Genomic DNA, 18,676 nt, shown 5'->3' with positions numbered 1-18,676 from the left:
GCCCGGTGGCACTTCGCTTCGGTGCCGTACTGCGCGTGGAAGTGGACCATCGACAGACCTTTCTGAAACTGCACCCTATTCATCGCCATGACTCACACTCCCGTCGAGAACATGGCTTCAGCATCCCTCGCTGCCGTCGCACATCATGCGACTTGCAACTGAGGTTCGACGCTAATCAGGTCCAATAAAACGATCATCGCCAAGTGACGCGCGGTAATCATCTAAGATGCACTCTGATCACTTCTTATTGAATCATGCCATTTAACAAAATTGGTAGAAGTCTGGCCTTACTTCCGCGAACGACACAAGTGTGGAGACAATAGGCCTCCCTGCAGTTACTGAAGAAGACTTGTGCGGAATCAACGCAACACATGGATGGTACTGCTTCGTCAAGAACAGTTGCGGATACGCATGCTGCTCGCCAACGAAGGCAAATATGGTATCAACGTTATTGTCGTTATTGAGTTTAGAAAGATACTGTAGATGCATGCGTATGTCGCGAGCTTTCATTTGTTTTTTTTCACGTTCCTCAAAGCTCGCACCGTATTTCTTGTCCGTCAGATACGTCACTTGATCATCATAAGGAAGGTCATGGCCGAATACGGACAAACCTTTTAGCTGGGCAAGCCGCAATATCATTTCAAGCTTTGTCCTGCCATCCGCGTGCTCCCACGCATTCATCGGTGAGCGCATACCTTTACCCTGTGTATCAATAGCGGTATCCAAGAAAATCTTGACGGAATGCCAGCTATTCCCGGCGATGGCATTGTTAAGCGCGATCCTCATCGCACCGCTCCCCGGAAAATGCTCCATGAAGAACTCAAGGCGCTTTCCCTTCGCGATGAAGGCATTGACCAAAGACGCTACGACCGCTGCATCTCCGATGTACTGATGCCACTCGCCCATAATGACCACGCGCTTATCAATATTTCTATCGACAAACTCCTCCAGACTGTACGTCATGACGCTCCCCTAACATACGGCAATCGGAATTGCGAAGGCTAAAATAAGGGGCCAGGCTCGTTTATCAAAGTAAGTTCGACTCGCACGTAAAAGGGTGAGACTAATGAACCCGGCTCGCTTTTTGAACTTGAAATCAAAAGTCGAGAAGCTCGTTCGCCATTACTCCGTACCAATCGACACTCTGGGTATGGGCGGGCCTCGCTGATACGGCAGCATTGTGTGCAGTCGGTATAGACCGTGGTGCGCCAAGATATATGGCAAGCTGAGGGGCGGTAACCACCATGCATTCCCCGAACTCCCAATCCTTTACTTGCGCTCCGCTCGGTCTCGCTGGATTCACGCCGCTTGGCTGAATATTGGCCCGTACTGCCACCTCAATCTGCCCAAGGTACTGATCTGAAATGTCGCACTGGACCAACGAGTAATTTGCGTTCTGTATTACTACGCCAATGTCACTTGTCTTCGCGTTCGATATTGCGAATCCACTTTCTTCATAAAATTCTCGAAGTGCAGCTTCAATCGCGGTTTCGCCCGGGTTCATCCTGCCTCCAGGAAACGCGTATTGACCAGCCTGATTCACAACCGCCGCCCCCGCGATTGCTCCATCCCACCATTGGTTCGAGAACCTTTTCTTGACGATGAGAAACCGGCTTGTTGCGTGAAGTGCCAGATACGCCTGTGCCATCTCAAGTCTCCAGAAAACCGTCCATTTCCACCTGGAAATGGGGTCAGACAAAAAGGGTTAGGCTCACCCCTCGACCCGCTTACCTCACCCAAACCCATACGAAAACTCCCCACCCGTCACCCCCACCTGCACCCGCGCAATCTGCTCACCCTCCATCATCTTGGTGAGGAAGGCGCGCGAAATGTCCGGCAACATCGAGTTGGTCAGGATCGCATCGATCATGCGCCCACCGGACTCCGTCTCGGTGCAACGTTCGACCACCAGCTTCACCACATCTTCGCTGTACTCGAACGGGATCTTGTAGCGGGCTTCGACGCGCTTCTTGATGCGGTTGATCTGCAGCTTGACGATCTTGCCCAGCATCTCGGGACTGAGCGGGTAGTACGGAATGGTGACCAGCCGACCCAGCAGTGCCGGCGGGAAAATCTTCAGCAACGGCTCGCGCAGGGCCTTGGCCATGCCCTCGTGATCGGGCATCAGTTCCGGGTCCTTGCACAGGCCAGCGATCATCTCGGTGCCGGCATTGGTGGTCAGCAGAATCAGGGTGTTCTTGAAGTCGATCGAACGACCTTCACCGTCTTCCATCACGCCCTTGTCGAACACCTGGAAGAAGATCTCGTGCACGTCCGGATGCGCCTTCTCGACCTCGTCCAGCAGCACCACCGAATACGGTTTGCGGCGCACGGCCTCGGTCAGCACGCCGCCTTCGCCGTAGCCGACGTAACCGGGGGGCGCGCCCTTGAGCGTGGAGACAGTGTGCGCCTCCTGGAACTCGCTCATGTTGATGGTGATGATGTTCTGCTCGCCACCGTAGAGCGCTTCAGCCAGCGCCAGTGCGGTTTCGGTCTTGCCTACGCCGGAAGTGCCGGCGAGCATGAAGACGCCGATCGGCTTGTTCGGATCGACCAGGCCGGCGCGCGAGGTCTGGATACGCTTGGCGATCATCTCCATCGCATGGTCCTGGCCGATGACCCGCGCACCCATCAGCTTGGCCAGGTTCATCACGGTCTCGACTTCGCTCTTGACCATGCGGCCGACCGGAATGCCGGTCCAGTCCGACACCACCGAGCCAACGGCCTGCTGGTCCACCGAGGCCAGGATCAACGGGTGCTCCCCCTGCAGATCGGCCAATTTAGTCTGCAAGCCTTTCAATTCCTCCAGCGCCGAGGTGCGTGCGCTGCCATCGAGCGCTGCAACACCTTCCGCGGCGGCCTCCTTGTTCGCTGACTCCTCCAGCCTGCTGCCGGTACCTTCCACCGGCGCCGCCGTGCCACGCAGTTGGGCGCGGATCGCGAGAATCTTCTCGACCAGATCCTTCTCGGTAGTCCAGTTCGCCTCCAGCGTTTCCAGGCGCGCCTTTTGTGTCGCCAGCTTTTCGGCGGCGGCGGCTTCGCGAATGGCCACATCAACACCGACGTTCTTTTCTCGACTGATGATGCCCAGCTCAGTCTCCAGCGCCTGGATACGTTTGCGAGTGTCATCCACTTCCGCCGGTACCGCGTGCTGGCTGATCGCCACGCGCGCGCAGGCGGTGTCGAGCAGGCTGACGGACTTGTCCGGCAGCTGCCTCGCGGGGATGTAGCGATGCGACAGCTTGACCGCAGCCTCCAGCGCCTCGTCGAGAATCTGCACCTTGTGGTGCTTCTCCATCACGCTGGCGACGCCGCGCATCATCAGGATCGCCTTCTCCTCGCTGGGCTCGTCGATCTGCACGGTCTGGAAACGGCGGGTCAGTGCCGGGTCCTTCTCGATGTGCTTCTTGTATTCGGCCCAGGTGGTGGCGCCGATGGTGCGCAGGTTGCCGCGCGCCAAGGCAGGCTTGAGCAGGTTGGCCGCATCGCCGGTACCGGCGGCGCCGCCGGCACCGACCAGGGTATGCGCCTCGTCAATGAACAGGATGATCGGCTTGGTCGAGGACTGAACTTCCTCGATCACCTGCTTCAGGCGATTCTCGAACTCGCCCTTCATGCTGGCACCGGCCTGCAGCAGGCCCACGTCGAGCACGCGCAACTGCACGTCCTTCAGTGGCGGTGGCACGTCGCCGATCGCGATGCGCATGGCGAAGCCTTCGATCACCGCGGTCTTGCCCACCCCCGCCTCGCCCACCAGCATCGGGTTGTTCTGGCGGCGGCGCATGAGGATGTCCACCAGCTGGCGGATCTCGTCGTCGCGGCCCACGATCGGATCCATTTTTCCGCTGCGCGCCTGCTCGGTGAGGTCGACGGTGAACTGCTTGAGCGCTTCCTGCTTGCCCATCTGCGCGGGCCCCATCGCGCCGCTGGCTTCGCCCGGCGCCGCGCCGCCCATCCTGAAACCGTCCGACGCGCTCTGGTTGTCTTCGGGCGAGCCTTCGACCACCTCGCGGAATTTTTCGGTGAGAGTCTCGGGCTTGATCTTCTCGAACTCCTTCGAGATCCCGGTGAGCGCGTTGCGCAGGCTGCGGGTCTGCACTACGCCCACGATGAGGTAACCGGTGCGCACCTGCGCCTCGCCGAACATCAGCGTGGCGAACACCCAGCCGCGCTCGACGGCTTCCTCCACGTTGCCGGAGATGTCCGAGATGCTGGTGGAACCACGCGGCAGGCGGTCAAGCGCGTCGGTCACGTCGCGCACCAGGTTGGACGGGTTGAGGTTGAACTGCTTGATGATGCGATGCAGATCCGAGTCCTGCAGCTGCAAGATCTGGTGAACCCAGTGCACCAGCTCGACGTACGGGTTTCCCCGCAGCTTGCAGAACACGGTGGCGCTTTCGATGCCGCGGTACGCAAGCTTGTTGAGCTTGCCAAACAGGGCGATGCGACTGATATCGGCCATGATGCTTGAATCCTCGAACAGTTAGCTGGTTGATCGCGCGCACGCCGTGCGCACGGTGATGTTCGGTTGGCGGCGGCACGGTACGTTGCGCATGCGCTCAATGCACCGGCTTGAGTACGACGTGATCGGCGTCGGTCGACTGCTGCAGTCGGCCCAGCCAGCTGGTGAGGCCCATGCGGCCGGTCCGACCCAGTTGCAGGGCCGGCACTTCTTGGCGCTTGAGCACCAGTTGCACGTCCCAGGACTTCTCTTCGCCCACGTAGCCTTTCACCGCCGCGGCCAGTTGTTGCAATGCCTCGCCGCCGGGCAGGAAATGGTTGAACTCGGCGCCCGTGAGCGGTCCGAGCCGCAGGCGAAAGCGCTGCTGCGTGCCCCACACGTATTGGCCCGTGACCGCGGTGAGGCCGAGGCTCGCCACTTCGCTCGAGGCACCCAGCCGCAGATACGACGGTTCGGGCAGGCGCATCCACTCCCCGACGAATTCGATCACGCGCACCGTGACGCGGAAGAAATCCTGCAGCAGCGTCGCCAGCCCTTCCGCATTGCGGGCCTGCTGCAGCAGACGGCCCGCGAAAAAGCGCTTGAAGCGATCCGGCATGGCGTCGCGATCGCCCAGATGCGGCGTGGCCAGGCCCACCAGTGCACCGACGTAGAGACCGAAGCGGTCCTGCTCCGGCCGATCGTATTGCACGGTGGGCTGTGCGTCGGCCCAGGCCCGATAGAACAGGCCCATCATGCGGTGATGGAAGATGTCGGCGAACGCCGTGAACGTGTCGTCGCGCGCGTTGATCCGTCGATCGAGCGCGTATTCGGTCAGGTGCAGCGGCAACGCGGCATTGGGCCCGAACAAGCCGAAGAACAGGCCGTGCATGCGCGGCGGCCGGCCCTCATGCGACTTCTCGAAGCGGTCGACCATGCGCGGCGCGAACGCCAGCGAAGGCGTCTGGCACAGACGCACCGGATCTTCGACGGGTTTGGTCGATTCGCCCATGCGCGGACGATCGGGATAGGCGCACTCGATGCGCCGGATCGCATCGAAAAATTCGAAGCTCTCCGGGTGCTCGTGCAGCGCCGACTCGAGCGCTACAGGGTCTGGCGCTTGCCGGGTCGCGCGGGCCATCGGGCCACCTCGTTGCGTTCCAGAGTGCGCAGCACGGTTTCGGTGAACGAATTCACCGAGACGTAGCGCGCGAAGAAGTGCTGCATCACCGAGCCCAGCAGGAAGGCGCCGGTACCTTCAAATGCACCGTCATCACAGGTGAGCGTGATCTCCAGCCCACGACCGAAACTGATCGGTCCAGGCAGCGGAATGCGTCGCACGATCGGCGCGGAATGAACCGACTTCACGCCCTCGACCTGTCGTCGCGCGCCGGAGTCGAACTCGTCGCAATACAGCGTAAGCATCTCGCGCAACGCCGACGCCCCCTGCTCGTTGCCGTCGCCCAGCAGCGAGGCGTAGTTGAGCTGCAGGTGGCTGAGCAGGCGCCAGGCGGTCTCGCCCGTCGCCGTGGGTGCGCGTGGCTTGGTCGGACCGGCCACACAGCGGATCGCCTGCACCGGCGCGCCGGCATCCATGGTGAAGTCGGTGTGCGATTTCCCCACCGGCATGGTCAACGGCAGGTCGCGGTTGGTGCACAACAGCTGCATGCCGATCTGGCGCAGCGAGGTGGAATACGGCGCATCGCTTGCATCGACCAGGGCGATGAACATCTCGTTGCCGATGTAGCTGGAGCGCGCGCCGTGCAGCTTCTGCCGCGACGACAGCAGACGGGGCTCGCGCCGCACCGTGTAGAACGCTGCCGCGCCGCTGTGCCAGGTACGCTCGTCGCAACCGTAGAACGGCTGGAAGCGCAACTCGGGTTCCTGCCGGTCGCCGAAGCCATCGACCTGGCTGATCGAATGGATCTCGAAATCCATCGGGCGCGTGCGGTCGGCAAGCACGTGGTATTCGGTCTTGCCCTGCTGCAGGTGGATGCGATCGGCGCGGCGCGGAAACAGGTTGATCGCCGGCGTGCAGAAAAGCCGGAAATTGCCTGCATCCACCGCGTTGTGCAGGCGCGCCACGCTGCGATCGAACAGTACGTCGATCTCGAACTCGCTGCCTTGCGAGCGCGCCAGCACCGGGCGCAGGCCGGTGAACACGGCGAACAGGAAACGTTCGGGGCAGGCGAAGTATTCCTGCAGCAGGCGATAGCCGCTGAACGAACGCGCCGTGTAGGGAATCAGCGCCTCGCCGTCGTCGAAGCCCTTGGCGTGGATCGCGCTTGCATCATAGGTTTCGCTGACCATGCCGTCCGCGGCACAGGGCGCACGCACCACATACGCCACCGCGTTGCCAAGCAACTGCTCGTACAGGCGTTTGGGCAACTCGTCGGCGCCCGCGATGAAGATCGGCAACTGATCCATGGCCAGCGCGTTGGCCGGCGCGCCGGCGGTGACCCTGAACTTGAGCCGCAGTCCGGCGCGTACAGTCTTGCCCGTCGGCAACGGCACGCCGGCGGCGGCCAGGGCGGCGGGCGTCTCGAAGTACTTCGCCTCGGTCAGCTCCAGCGGCCACAGCGTGACATCGTGCGCGGTGCGGTACTCGCACGCCGTGCGATCATCGTGGCCGGTCTGGCTGCGCAATGCGGCGTGCCGCGCGACCGTGTGTCCGGTGACGAGCGCGGCCTCCTTCGGATCGGGTTGCAGCTGCACCACGGCCATCGAGGGCACCGGGGCGAGGTAATGGGGGTAGACCATCTCCAGCAGGTGCTGGGTGAATACCGGGTACTGCGCGTCGAGCTTGAGCTGCACGCGCGCGGCGAGGAAGGCGAAACCTTCCAGCAGCCGCTCCACATACGGATCGGCGCACTCGAAGCCCTCGAGGCCGAGGCGTCCGGCGATCTTCGGGTACTCGCGCGCAAACTCGCCGCCCATTTCGCGGACGTGCTGCAATTCGCGGTTGTAGTAACGGAGCAGGCGCGGATCCATGGCGATCAACCAAACCCTTCGGTCACGTGGAAGGCGCCTGTTTCCAGATCCACTTCGGTCTTCAGATAGAGATTCAGCGGAATCGGTTGTGCCCACATTTCCGATTCGATGTTGAACATCAGCGACTGGTGATCCATGCGCCCGGTATTCGCGTTGACGGTCACGCGCAGCGTGCTCGCCGTGAGGCGCGGCTCGAACGCCACGATGGCGTCGCGGATCTGCCGCTGCAGCACGCTGGCATCCATGCCCGAGAGCGCCATGCCGGTGAGGTCGGGGATGCCGAAGTTGAGCACCGAGCGCGCTACTTCCGGGTAGTCGGCGAGTTCCTTGTCGTTGCCGAGGTTCACGCAGTTGAGCAGCCAGGACATGTCGCGTGTGACGCATTCACGCAGTCGGCTGGCCGAGATCACCCGCTTCTCGCGGCTCTCGTCGCGCTTGCCCGGTTCGTCGTCGGTGAGGCGGTCGAGCAGCGAGGGCTGCAGCCGTTCCTGGGTGGTGAGCTCAGCCATGAGGCGCCCTGCCCGCTCAGCCGACGTCGAAGGTGATGGCGCGGACGTCCAGCAAGGGATACTCGCCCGCGTCGGTAGCCAGCATCCGCTGACCCGAACCGACGTAGAAGTCGTCGCCCAGATCGGTCCAGCCGGTCTTGCGCGCCAGCACGATCTCGCTGTCATCGGAGCGCTCCGCACCAGGGTAACGGCACGGCACGAATCCGATGGCCTGGCCACCGTTGGACCAGGTGATCTGCACGGGAGCCCAGACCTTGTCGCGCAGGTCGGTCGGAGCCTCGAAAGTCAGTTCGCGGATGCGCGAGAACGGTACCCAGGCGTAGCCGCCCTTGGTGATGATTTCCAGACACGGACCAAAGCGAGGATCGGCATCGGCGATCCACTCGAACGGTACGCCATCGATGCTGCCGCTTACCGGCTCGGCCTGATCGAACGCCTGTGCGCGCAGCGCGGCGGCGGCGTTGTGCCGACCCTCGCTGTTGAGCTTGAGCGCCTGCAGAAGCAGGGCCATCCACTGCGCGGGCTCGCCGATCACCAGCGGTGCGCGCTGGCCGTCCAGCACGTCGATACGCTCGCGCTCGCCGGCCAGGGCAACTGCGTACGCGCCCACCATCAGCGCATTCAAGGGGTCGAGTTCACCGGCCACTTTCAGCTGGTTCTGCGCCCGCTCCCACTGCCCGAGCAGGGAGAGCAGCTGGAACACGAATACCCGGCGTTTCGCATCCGCCGGATGGGAACGAATCTGTGCCGTCAGACCCTGCATCGCCTCGTCCAGGCGACCTTCCTTGAGCAGGTTTTCGGGAGTGATATCCACGCGCAGGCCTTTGATGACGGAAACAGCGAGGTCAGGCGCCATGCCCTTGGGCAGGACGGAAACACGTCGTCACTCCGGCGCGAACCGGAATGACGCGTGCCTGGATCGGCTTGCTCAGGCTTTGGCGACGGCCTGGATGTCGTAGCTGAATTCCTTCGCGCCACCCTGCGCCGCACCCTTGTCGTCCTGCGGCTGGAACGAATACTTGAACTTGCCGAAGTGCAAGGTGACGTTCTCGGTGAGGCGATCCTCGCCACCGCTGCCCCCGGTGGAGTACGAGGTGACCAGGATGCCTTCGCTCAGCTCCAGCGTGAGGAAGTCCGTCTGCTCGCCGGTCGCGTTGGTTACGTACAGCCAGGCGGTGTCGATGCGGCCACCCGTGCAGACCGCGTCCAGCAGCGCGTTGGAGCAGCTGTCGACGTACTTGGTGATCGAAATGTCCTGCACGTGAGCCTTGCCGCCGCTCGCGCCGGAACCGCCATGCAGGTCGCCACTGTTGCTGGCGCCCCACGACCACGCGAGAATCGGCACCTCGCCGGTGTGCTTCTTGTGCTTCGAGGAACCCTCGATCTTGACCTTGCCCGAGCCGAACTTGATATGCATGTCGAATGCCATGGAACCTCTCCTTAACTCACCTGATGATTGTTGCCGGCGTCCGGGGACGACCCGCGCCGGTCGATCTGCTGGTACTGCATGACTTCATCGGGACATCGCCGGTCGCTGACGCCCGACGCTTTACCCGGAATGCGAGCCTTCCGTATCGCATCCCTGCCTCCACCATCCCATCGCGACGGATCCAGGCGGTCGCGGACGATCCGCAACGTTCCGGATCCGCTTCGGACTCAGGCCTTCGCTGCCGACGGCAGCCGCGAGACCAGACGCAGCGACACCGTGAGTCCCTCAAGCTGATAGTGCGGCCTGAGATAGAACTTGGAGGTGTAATAGCCCGGTGCGCCCTCCACTTCTTCCACCACCACCTCGGCGGCCGACAGCGGCTTGCGCGCCTTGGTCTCCTCGCTGGAGTTGGCCGGATCGCCGTCGACGTACTTCATCACCCAGTTGGTGAGCCAGCTCTGCATCTGGTCGCGGCTGCTGAATGAGCCGATCTTGTCGCGCACGATGCACTTCAGATAGTGCGCGAAGCGGCTGGCCGCGAACAGATACGGCAGGCGGCAGCTCAGCGCGGCGTTGGCGGTGGCGTCGGGGTTGTCATACTCCTCCGGCTTGGCCAGCGACTGTGCGCTGATGAACGCAGCCATGTCGGAGTTCTTGCGGTGCACCAGCGGGATCAGGCCCATCTTGTCCAGCTCCGCCGAGCGGCGGTCGGTGATGGCGATCTCGGTAGGGCACTTCATGTCGACGCCGCCATCGTCGCTGGGGAAGGTGTGCGTGGGCAGGCCTTCCACCGCGCCGCCCGACTCGATGCCGCGAATGCGCGAGCACCAGCCGTAGGCCTTGAACGAGCGATTGATGTTCACCGCCATCGAGTAGGCCGCGTTCTGCCAGGTGTACTTGGACGAGTCGGCGCCGGAGGTATCCTCCTCGAAGTTGAACTCCTCCACCGGATCGGTGGCCGAACCGTACGGCAGGCGGGCCAGCGTGCGCGGCATCGCCAGCGCGAGGTACTTGGCGTCATCGGACTCGCGCAGCGAGCGCCATGCGGCGTAGTCGGGCGTCGAGAATATCTTGGCCAGGTCGCGCGGGTTGGACAGCTCGTTCCAGCTTTCCATGCCCATCAGCGATGAGTTGGCGGCCGCGATGAACGGCGCATGCGCGGCGGCGGCCACCTGGGCGATGCCGGCGAGCATTTCCACGTCCGGCGGGCTGTGGTCGAAGTAGTAGTCCCCGACCAGGCAGCCGTAGGGCTCGCCGCCGAGCTGGCCGTATTCCTCTTCGTACATCTTCTTGAAGATCGGGCTCTGATCCCAGGCCGTGCCCTTGTAGCGCTTCAACGTCTTGCCCAGCTCCTTCTTGGAGATGTTCATCACGCGGATCTTCAGCTGCTGATCCGTCTCGGTGTTGTTCACCAGGTGATGCAGGCCGCGCCACGCGCTTTCCAGCTTCTGGAAATCTTCGTGGTGCATCACCTGATTGAGTTGTTCGCTGATCTTGCGGTCGAGCTCCGCCACATACGCGTTGATGGTCTGGGTGACGTCCTCGGAGACGATGTCGGACTTGTTGAGCACCTGCTCGGCGAGCGTGCGCACGGCGGATTCGACTTCCTCCTTCGCGCGATCGCTCTTGGGCTTGAACTCCTTGCTCAGCAGGGCGGCGAAATCGCCGGCATCGAGGGTTTCGGTGGCGCCACTCTGTTCGACCAGTTTTTCGGTTGCCATGTGTGCTTACTCCCCGTCCTTGCTGTCGCCGGGCTTGGGCGCCGACACCAGTGATTGCAGTAGCGCCGGATCGTTGATCGCCTGCGCGATGAGCTTCTCGGCGCCGGCCTTGCCGTCCATGTAGGTACCGAGGTTGGCCAGCTGGGTGCGCGCCTCGAGCAGCTTGGCGACCGAACTCACCTTGCGCGCCACCGCTGCAGGCGAGAAATCGTCCATGCTTTCGAACGTGATGTCGACGTTGAGGTTGCCTTCGCCCGTCAGCGTGTTCGGCACCGCGAACGAGACACGCGGCTTCATCGACTGCAGGCGCTGATCGAAGTTGTCGACATCGATTTCCATCGCCTTGCGATCCTCGACGCCAGGCAACTCGGCGTTGTTGGCACCGGAGAGGTCGGACATCACGCCCATCACGAACGGAACCTGCACGGTCTTCTGGGCACCGTAGACCTCGACGTCGTACTCGATCTGAACGCGTGGCGCCCGGTTTCTCGCGATGAATTTCTGACTGCTTTGCTTGGCCATGCCTGTGTCTCCTTGAAAAGGGTCGACCGGTTGTGAGGGCGGATCGGGAACGTCGTGAACACGCATCTTCACCAGCTGCGGATACCCGCCGCAGATGCCGTGTTGGTCAAATGATGAAATCCCCTCGACTGCTGGAATGGATCAGGTCGCAGCGAGCGACCGCTTCATGCATGGCACCGACGCCGGGCACGGAACCCGGACGATCGGATGGCAAGCTTCTCTACATGAGTTAGTGCGCGGCGCGGCGCACGATCCGGTCAGCCTCGCCGTCAAAAGATTCAGCTTACATTCATATTCATGAGAAATTGAGCATCCATGCGGCACAAGGGCACGGCCGCCCGATTCGGCAGCTAACCATCGAGGCGGGTAGCGGTATCAGAGCGGTATCAGACGACGCGGATCGTCATGCCCTCACGGCGCAAGCCTCGAATCGAGGCGTGACTCACCTTCAGGACTGCAGCTCGCGCTGCAGCCAGGCGCGCGCCACTCGCCACTCGCGTTGCACGGTAGCTGGCGAAATGCCCAGGGCCGTGCCGATCTGGTCGGCATTGAGGCCGACGAAGAAACGCATCGACACGATGCCCGCCTGACGCGGATCGATCTGCTCCAGCGCTTCCAGGCATTCGAGCAGGGCGACATAGTCCACGTCAGGCGTCAGCGAGCCGGAGATCTCCGACAGTTCCATGCGATCGCAGCGCTGCGGCCGCTTGGCTGCCTGGCGCCGGCGAGCCGCGTCGATCAGCACCTCGCGCATGGCGCGCGCCGCCACACCCAGCAGATGGCCCCGACTCTCCCATGCAGGCGCACTGTTGCCGCCGAACACCTTCAGATAGGCCTCATTGACAAGAGCGGTGGCGCTGAGCGTGCGCTCGCTGCTGTTCTGGCGCAGTTGCGCCGCTGCAAGTCGATAGAGCGCGGCATACATCTGGCGCAGTGCCTCGGCCATCGCATCCGGGTCACCCGCCTGGGCGGAGTGCAGCAGACGCGTCACCTCGGACGGTTTGTCAAGCACGTTCATGCAGCACTCCCATTACCTCAGTTCGCCGCCACGCTCACATTGACCGGACACGCCACTGCAGGCTGTGACGTGGTCGACGAGATGTGACTGCGCGCAATCGACTCCAGTTTACGCAGCGCCTGCGCCCGGCGGCTGCAGACACCCCCGCGCATGGCCGCGATGGCCTCAGCCGTGGCAGCCAGTCCCGTCGCCTGACTGAAATTGCCTTGTGCAACGGCGACCCGCGCCTGCAACCATGCCGCGTCCAGCGCGCCGAGGCTCTGCGCTGTTGCATGACTGCGCTCATTGAAGCCCTGCACGGCCGCCAGCCAGATCGACGCCTGGTTGATCTGGCCACGCGCCAGTGCCGCCTCGCCCAGTCCGACGAGACTGGCCGCATAGCTCTCCGGCGACACTTGCTGGCCACGGCCATCGAGTCTGTCACGCGCCTGGCGGAAATACTGTTCCGCCTGTGCAACCCGACTGTTATCCAGGGCGACCGTGCCGAGTGTATCGAGTGCACCGGCCAGATTGGTGGTGGCCCAGACCGACCGGCTGGCAGCGCGCTTGCGCAGCTCGTCCAGATGAGGCAGCAGCAATGCAACGGCATCGGCGTCGCGCCCCAGCTCCAGATACTGTCGCGCAAGAGCTTTCAGCGTGCCGAGATAGAAGTCCGGGGAGGCATCGGCATAATGAGCCGCTATCCGGGTGGAGCGCTCCAGCGCGCTGACCGCATCGGTGGTGTGTCCCATCTGCGCCAGCGCGCCGCCAAAGTAGCCGAGCAGTGCCGCGAGACTGAGGCCGGGTGTGCTGACGGATTTGTCGTAATCGGCGATCGCCTGACGGAATCCCTCCAGAGCATCGTCAGGATGCAGCCGCATCGACACCAGCGCCAGCACGAAACGATAGTAGATTTGGGTAGGGTCGTCGCGAACGTAAAGCTTGTCCGCCTCCGTGGTCGCACGCCTTGCGCTGACGATGGCCGCTTCGTCCCGTCCCTCCGCCCCCTCCGTCATGGCCAGCACGGCGAGCGCCTGCACATGCAGTTCCGGATTGCCCCGGGAGGAGGACTCCATTTGCCCGAGAAGACCGCGAATCTGCCGGTCGATGTCATCCAGTGGCACGTCCAGTACGCCGAGATGGTTGTAGAGCTGGTTGATGCGCACCCGCAGGATCGCCCGCGTGTGATCGCCCGGCGCCTGCGAAAGCAGCGCAATGGCCTGGTCGTCGGCCACGATCGCCGAGGACAGGTCCATCAGGGTGGAATAGCCGCGCCCCAGCGCCGCCATCACCTCACCGCGCTCCAGCACCGTGGCGTGGTAGGTACTTTGCAGGCGCTGCGCATCCTTGAGCAGGGTTACGGCGGGCTGTCCCAGGCTGAGCTGGTTGTAGGAGCGTGCCATCGAAAGCAACAGGCTTACCCGGACCGGCGGCGAGATATCGCTCCGTTTCACGAGCTGGGCGGCGCCGCGATCCAGCACGTCGCGGACGGTGACCTGGCTGCCGCCCGCGTGGGTGGGGTCGGCATTCTCGAACAAGTCCTGCAGGAAGCCGGCGATGGCGCGGGTCTTGTCCCGTGCCAGCTCCAGCTTGCGCAGCTGGCTTTCACGCTCGGCCACGAATCCGACCAGCACCAGCGCGAGCAGCGCAGTCATGCCGAGCCCCCGCCGGTGCCGGCGCAGAAAAAGTGCGACACGGTACCAGTGGTGTCCGCGACGCGCGCGCACCGGCCGCAGATCCAGGAAGCGCTCCAGATCCGCGCTGAACTCGGCGACGTTGGCGTAACGATCAGCCGGATCTCGCCGCAGCGCCTTCATGACTATGGCATCGATATCGGCCGGCACATCCCGGCGCAAAGCCGGCGAGGCTGCACGATCCCGCCGATGCCGCCGACTGGGCGGCAACAGGCGGCCGGTGACGATGGCGTTGGACAGATCCAGCGGCGAATCCGCGTCGCCCTCGCCAAACGGCCGTTCGCCGCATACCAGTTGATACAGCACGACACCCAGCGACCATACGTCGGCACCCGCGCCCAGCGGCTCGCCGCGCACCTGTTCCGGGCTGGCATAGGCCAGGGTCAGGGCGCGCTGCATGGTCACGGTATGCGCGCCCGCCGCTACCCCGCCGACCTGATCGTGCAGCCTGGCAATGCCGAAATCGAGCAGCTTGGGCTCGCCACTGGCAGTGACCAGGATGTTCGCGGGCTTGATGTCCCGGTGGATCACCATGCGTTCGTGAGCATGGCGCATCGCAGCGCATACCTTGAGGAACAGCACCACGCGCTTGCGCAAGGACAGGTCATGGCGATCGCACCACTGGTCGATGCGCTCGCCTTCGACGTACTCCAGTGCCAGGAACGGGCGGCCATCGCGGGTGCTGCCGCCATCGATGAGGCTGGCGATACCCGGATGACTGAGCGAACCGAGGATGCGCCGTTCCTCGGCGAAGCGCTTGAGCACGCCGGGAGTGAGCAGGCTGCCGGTATTGATGAACTTGAGCGCGACCAGCTGGCGGATCTCGTCGGCTGTGCCCTCGTTGATCAGCCGCTCGGCCTGGTAAACCACGCCCATGCCGCCCTCGCCAAGCTGGCGAATGATACGGTAGCGGCTGTTGCCGGCGCCCTCCACAAGGGAACCAGGCTGGTCGCCCATGTCTCCGGCAAGCAGCAGATGAAGCGGGGAATCGCTGGTGCTGTCGGCCGCCTGCAGCATCCAGCAGACCTCATCGTGCAGGCTTCGGTCACCGGCGCAGACAGCCTCGACATAGCCCTCCCGCGCCGCCGACTCCAGCTCCATCGCAGCCAGGGCAATCGGCTTGGCGCGCATGTAGCGCTGTCTGCGCACTTCGTTCATGGGACTCCCCCCGGAGTGGTGCCACTCGAGTACCAGTCCACTAATATACGGCTGCCTCATTACCAATCACAACGGGCCGATCCATTTTCGACGGATTTCGCCATCAGGGCTCGATCCCACGGCGCTTCACGCGGACATGCGCTGCCTCGACCTCATCCTCAGGCGCATGGGCAAGCTGGGACTCGAGAACATCTACATCGATGTCCAGCCGCTGGTGACCAGGGGTACGCCGCACGGAAGATCGGAAGCCAGACGTGGTGTTCTCGCCCTGGAATCCCGCGTCACACAATGCCTTGCTCGGCGAATCGCGACCGAAGTGACCAGCCTGGGTATGAACGGACAGGCCATACCCAAAAAGCCCGGGACAACGCTGGATGCCATGAGGTATCTCCGGCCCTCGAAGAAACAAAGGACCCCGCATTTATGGGGTTGTCTGTGTCCGATGCATCCGCATCATTGAATGGCAGGACGTAAATAGCGAAGCGCACGCTCGGGGAAACTTCAACTACTTGCCATGTCTGCTCATTAGCCTTGTCGGTCTTGCCCTCATGCGCATGCCTTATGGAACAGCATTTCCGGCGTCAACAACTCTACGACCTTGTTTAGTCTGAGCCTCTGACGCTGCTCGCGCCGCGGTTCGGCCGGTCGGACGTCGCACTGGCCAAAGATCTACAAGCGCAGCAGCATCCCCGTTCCTCAGCGGGGATATCGGCATTCGCGACTCAAAGCTTGACGGTATGAAGAGGTCGACACTGTCCGGCGTCGCATTCGATATACACGCCATACGAGCCGCAAGATGCAACAAAACCGTCTCCGCCATCGAACTTCACTGCTCCGCATCTCAACTGGTCTGCAATGCTCTGTGCCTTCGAGGTCAGCGCAGCGTCAGTCACCGTGTTAGTTATGGCTTGAGGCGCGGCAGTTGTTTGAACATTCGCATCCGCGCCACTTTGTGTTGCGACGTACGGAGACGATGCCGTTAGCACGGGTGACGCAGGGGCAACGGATGTCTCGCCGGATGTCACCGCCGGTGGCGCAGGCGTGGCGGTCGCCACACTTGTCCCGTTGGCGCTGCCGAGTTTTCGCAACATCACCTTGTTCGCGGCGAGTATCCTGATTTTTTCGCTGGTCTGACTGTCCAGCGCCGGTCCCGACAGGATCTCGCCGACCTTGCCCTTTTCGATCGCCGCGACGATGAGGCCGCCGACAAGGCCGCCGACGAGTCCTGCGCCGGCGGCTTGTCCATAGCTCATATGCACACGGGGATTGATGAAGCGGCCGGTCATTGCGCCCATTCCCGCGCCAAACCCCATCGCCAGCCCTGTCCCCGTGACGCTGACCTTGCGCGTGTACGGATCGACGGCGTAAGCCAGCTTCGAGCAGTCGGCATCGCCGGGAGCGGATTGGGCCACCAAGGAGGCGCTTCCATAGTATTCGTAGATCGTGGGTGCGACCGAAGCGTTGTCTGGAACGTAGATGCCGCCCTCAAAGCTGGTGGCGCGCGCCGCCCTCGAATCCGGCTTGACGTCGGTGCGTCGCTCGGTGATCGCTCCCGCAGGTGCCCTGTAATAGACCCCGTTGGCGTCTTCGCGCTCGGAGACGTAGCTCCCCTGACCAAGCTCGATCTCCCACGGAATATGCAGCCACCCGCGCGCGATCGTATAAGAGAGGGCCGGCTTTACCTGCAGGCAAGCCATGTTTTTGGGTTGTGGCAATTTGTCTGTATGCACGGTACTGGCGTGCGCCATCGGACCAACGGCGGCCAGCAGGCACACCATGGAGAACAAGCTTTTCATTGTGATTCCCCTGAAATCTTCCCTGTGAATCCTGGCTATATTCGTCGTTCGCTTTCCAATGCGTCAGCGGGCGTCAGTCCATGCCGGCTGTACAGCTCAAAGTCTATTCACAATGCTTTGTAATTCAAGAGGGGAGCCGAATTTCGCATAGAATCAAGGCTGCGCAAGCTATCCAAAAGAATATGCCCCCCATAAGTACCCCCAGCTCGAAGGCGTTTACCTGCTCCAGCGCCACTCGTCACCAAACATACTACCGGGTCATCACAATGAAATTTCGGTGCCACCGGATCACTGGACAGCCACCGATGATGCATCGTCTGGCCTCGATCCAAACGAAGACAGCAGCGATAGGCCTTATCGGTAGCGAAAATCAGCAGCAGCTGTAAGTAGATATCGCGGCCGTAAAAACTTTCGACAAATTTACCCTTGTCTGTCACAGATTCTCCCGATAATTTAAGCGTCATCTGGGGGACGTTCGGCTCGATGCCAGCGCGTTAGGATTCAAGAATCAGGGGACAACGGAATGACTTTGGAGCCCAGAACCCTTCTGGGGTATGCGCGTGCGCGAAGGAATGCAGCTCAAGGCTTGGCATTGGGGATGGGGTGGGTACTCCTCCTCAACCCTTCCATCGCAAAGGCCACCGCGACCTTTGACTGTCTGATAGAACCCGCCCAAACCGTCGAAGTTGGCTTTCCAGCGGCGGGCGTGCTTGAGCGGGTGCTGGTCAAGCGCGGCGATCGCATTGCCCGCGATCAGGTGCTGGCATCGCTCGACTCACGTACCGAACAGGCCGCGACTGACCTCGCGCGCTTCAAATCGCAACTCGCCGGCCCTGCACAACTCGCGCGTAGCAAGATCGAGTTCTCCCAGCGAAAATTCGCGCGTCGTCACGATATGGCTGCGGAAAAGCTGATGTCGGCCCAGGACAGCGATGATGCCGAAGCCGAGCTGAAGCAAGCCCAGGCCGAGTTGGTGGTAGCCAAGGAAAACCGCGAGGTCGCGCGGCTGGAATACATCCAGCAAGCAAGTCAACTCAGTCTGCGGACCCTACGCAGCCCCTTCGAGGGTGTGGTCGTCGATCAGATGATGTGGCCAGGCGAGATATTTGAACCCGGTGCAACGAAGCATGCCGTGTTGAAGCTCGCCCAACTCAACCCTTTACGGGTGCGGGTGGTCATGCCCTTGCAAGACTTCGGGCAACCATCCTTGGCCAAGACCATGACGGTGACGCCCGAGATCCAGCCGGCAAAGCATTACACCGCCAAAATATCGAGCATCGATCGCATCATCGACGCCGCCAGCGGCACCTTTGTAGTTTTTCTGGATTTGCCGAATCCCAAGCTAGACACGCCGTCCGGCGTGAAATGCAAAGCATCCTTGTAGACATGAAACCAATATTGGCGCCGGCGGCGGCTTA

14 protein-coding genes are annotated in these 18,676 nt (G+C 62.4%); 1 reads left to right on the top strand and 13 read right to left on the bottom strand.

Annotated elements, in window-relative coordinates:
* Window positions 1-261 precede the first annotated feature (261 nt).
* The 13 genes from ACFPPB_RS17385 to ACFPPB_RS17325 form a co-directional block, all read right to left on the bottom strand.
* Complete coding sequence (locus ACFPPB_RS17385; RefSeq protein WP_377329409.1) at window positions 262-963, bottom strand: hypothetical protein; 702 nt, start codon at window positions 961-963, stop codon at window positions 262-264.
* Window positions 964-1,096: 133 nt separating this feature from the next.
* A complete protein-coding gene (locus ACFPPB_RS17380) occupies window positions 1,097-1,648 on the bottom strand; it encodes an NUDIX domain-containing protein (protein WP_377329407.1) in 552 nt (183 codons plus the stop codon).
* An 84-nt stretch (window positions 1,649-1,732) separates the two neighbouring features.
* Window positions 1,733-4,462, bottom strand: coding sequence for a type VI secretion system ATPase TssH (gene tssH / locus ACFPPB_RS17375; RefSeq protein WP_377329405.1), 2,730 nt, complete (start codon window positions 4,460-4,462; stop codon window positions 1,733-1,735).
* 97 nt (window positions 4,463-4,559) lie between these two features.
* A complete protein-coding gene (gene tssG / locus ACFPPB_RS17370; protein WP_377329403.1) occupies window positions 4,560-5,582 on the bottom strand; it encodes a type VI secretion system baseplate subunit TssG in 1,023 nt (340 codons plus the stop codon).
* Window positions 5,546-7,432, bottom strand: a complete 1,887-nt coding sequence (gene tssF / locus ACFPPB_RS17365; RefSeq protein ID WP_377329401.1) for a type VI secretion system baseplate subunit TssF — start codon at window positions 7,430-7,432, stop codon at window positions 5,546-5,548. The genes tssG and tssF overlap by 37 nt, the downstream gene beginning before the upstream one ends.
* 5 nt (window positions 7,433-7,437) lie before the next feature.
* Complete coding sequence (tssE, locus tag ACFPPB_RS17360; protein WP_377329399.1) at window positions 7,438-7,941, bottom strand: type VI secretion system baseplate subunit TssE; 504 nt, start codon at window positions 7,939-7,941, stop codon at window positions 7,438-7,440.
* A 16-nt stretch (window positions 7,942-7,957) separates the two neighbouring features.
* Window positions 7,958-8,755 carry a type VI secretion system accessory protein TagJ gene (locus tag ACFPPB_RS17355; RefSeq protein ID WP_377329397.1) on the bottom strand — a complete coding sequence of 266 codons (798 nt, stop codon included), beginning with the start codon at window positions 8,753-8,755 and terminating at the stop codon, window positions 7,958-7,960.
* A gap of 114 nt (window positions 8,756-8,869) precedes the next feature.
* On the bottom strand, window positions 8,870-9,370 hold the full coding sequence (locus tag ACFPPB_RS17350) for an Hcp family type VI secretion system effector (protein ID WP_377329395.1): 501 nt from the start codon (window positions 9,368-9,370) through the stop codon (window positions 8,870-8,872).
* Between the two features lie 227 nt (window positions 9,371-9,597).
* Complete coding sequence (tssC, locus tag ACFPPB_RS17345; protein ID WP_377329393.1) at window positions 9,598-11,091, bottom strand: type VI secretion system contractile sheath large subunit; 1,494 nt, start codon at window positions 11,089-11,091, stop codon at window positions 9,598-9,600.
* 6 nt (window positions 11,092-11,097) lie between these two features.
* Window positions 11,098-11,613, bottom strand: a complete 516-nt coding sequence (gene tssB / locus ACFPPB_RS17340; RefSeq protein WP_377329391.1) for a type VI secretion system contractile sheath small subunit — start codon at window positions 11,611-11,613, stop codon at window positions 11,098-11,100.
* Window positions 11,614-12,061: 448 nt separating this feature from the next.
* Window positions 12,062-12,631, bottom strand: coding sequence for an ECF-type sigma factor (locus tag ACFPPB_RS17335; RefSeq protein WP_377329389.1), 570 nt, complete (start codon window positions 12,629-12,631; stop codon window positions 12,062-12,064).
* A gap of 17 nt (window positions 12,632-12,648) precedes the next feature.
* Complete coding sequence (locus ACFPPB_RS17330; protein WP_377329387.1) at window positions 12,649-15,462, bottom strand: protein kinase domain-containing protein; 2,814 nt, start codon at window positions 15,460-15,462, stop codon at window positions 12,649-12,651.
* Window positions 15,463-16,184: 722 nt separating this feature from the next.
* Window positions 16,185-17,258, bottom strand: a complete 1,074-nt coding sequence (locus tag ACFPPB_RS17325) for a RodZ family helix-turn-helix domain-containing protein (protein WP_377329385.1) — start codon at window positions 17,256-17,258, stop codon at window positions 16,185-16,187.
* Window positions 17,259-17,781: 523 nt separating this feature from the next.
* Here ACFPPB_RS17325 and ACFPPB_RS17320 point away from each other — a divergent pair.
* Window positions 17,782-18,642, top strand: coding sequence for an efflux RND transporter periplasmic adaptor subunit (locus ACFPPB_RS17320; RefSeq protein WP_377329383.1), 861 nt, complete (start codon window positions 17,782-17,784; stop codon window positions 18,640-18,642).
* The last annotated feature ends 34 nt before the right edge of the window (window positions 18,643-18,676 follow it).

Source organism: Rhodanobacter terrae (assembly GCF_042657005.1).
In the GTDB taxonomy this organism is placed as follows: Bacteria; Pseudomonadota; Gammaproteobacteria; order Xanthomonadales; family Rhodanobacteraceae; genus Rhodanobacter; species Rhodanobacter terrae.
Note: the sequence above shows the minus strand (reverse complement) of the source record. Positions and strands in the feature narration are given on the sequence as shown.

Coding starts and splice junctions, on each gene's coding strand:
- tssG (WP_377329403.1), bottom strand. CDS start 5,582: ATGGCCCGCGCGACCCGGCAAGCGCCAGACCCTGTAGCGCTCGAGTCG.
- ACFPPB_RS17330 (WP_377329387.1), bottom strand. CDS start 15,462: ATGAACGAAGTGCGCAGACAGCGCTACATGCGCGCCAAGCCGATTGCC.
- tssB (WP_377329391.1), bottom strand. CDS start 11,613: ATGGCCAAGCAAAGCAGTCAGAAATTCATCGCGAGAAACCGGGCGCCA.
- tssH (WP_377329405.1), bottom strand. CDS start 4,462: ATGGCCGATATCAGTCGCATCGCCCTGTTTGGCAAGCTCAACAAGCTT.
- tssF (WP_377329401.1), bottom strand. CDS start 7,432: ATGGATCCGCGCCTGCTCCGTTACTACAACCGCGAATTGCAGCACGTC.
- ACFPPB_RS17335 (WP_377329389.1), bottom strand. CDS start 12,631: ATGAACGTGCTTGACAAACCGTCCGAGGTGACGCGTCTGCTGCACTCC.
- ACFPPB_RS17325 (WP_377329385.1), bottom strand. CDS start 17,258: ATGAAAAGCTTGTTCTCCATGGTGTGCCTGCTGGCCGCCGTTGGTCCG.
- ACFPPB_RS17380 (WP_377329407.1), bottom strand. CDS start 1,648: ATGGCACAGGCGTATCTGGCACTTCACGCAACAAGCCGGTTTCTCATC.
- ACFPPB_RS17320 (WP_377329383.1), top strand. CDS start 17,782: ATGACTTTGGAGCCCAGAACCCTTCTGGGGTATGCGCGTGCGCGAAGG.
- tssC (WP_377329393.1), bottom strand. CDS start 11,091: ATGGCAACCGAAAAACTGGTCGAACAGAGTGGCGCCACCGAAACCCTC.
- ACFPPB_RS17385 (WP_377329409.1), bottom strand. CDS start 963: ATGACGTACAGTCTGGAGGAGTTTGTCGATAGAAATATTGATAAGCGC.
- ACFPPB_RS17350 (WP_377329395.1), bottom strand. CDS start 9,370: ATGGCATTCGACATGCATATCAAGTTCGGCTCGGGCAAGGTCAAGATC.
- tssE (WP_377329399.1), bottom strand. CDS start 7,941: ATGGCTGAGCTCACCACCCAGGAACGGCTGCAGCCCTCGCTGCTCGAC.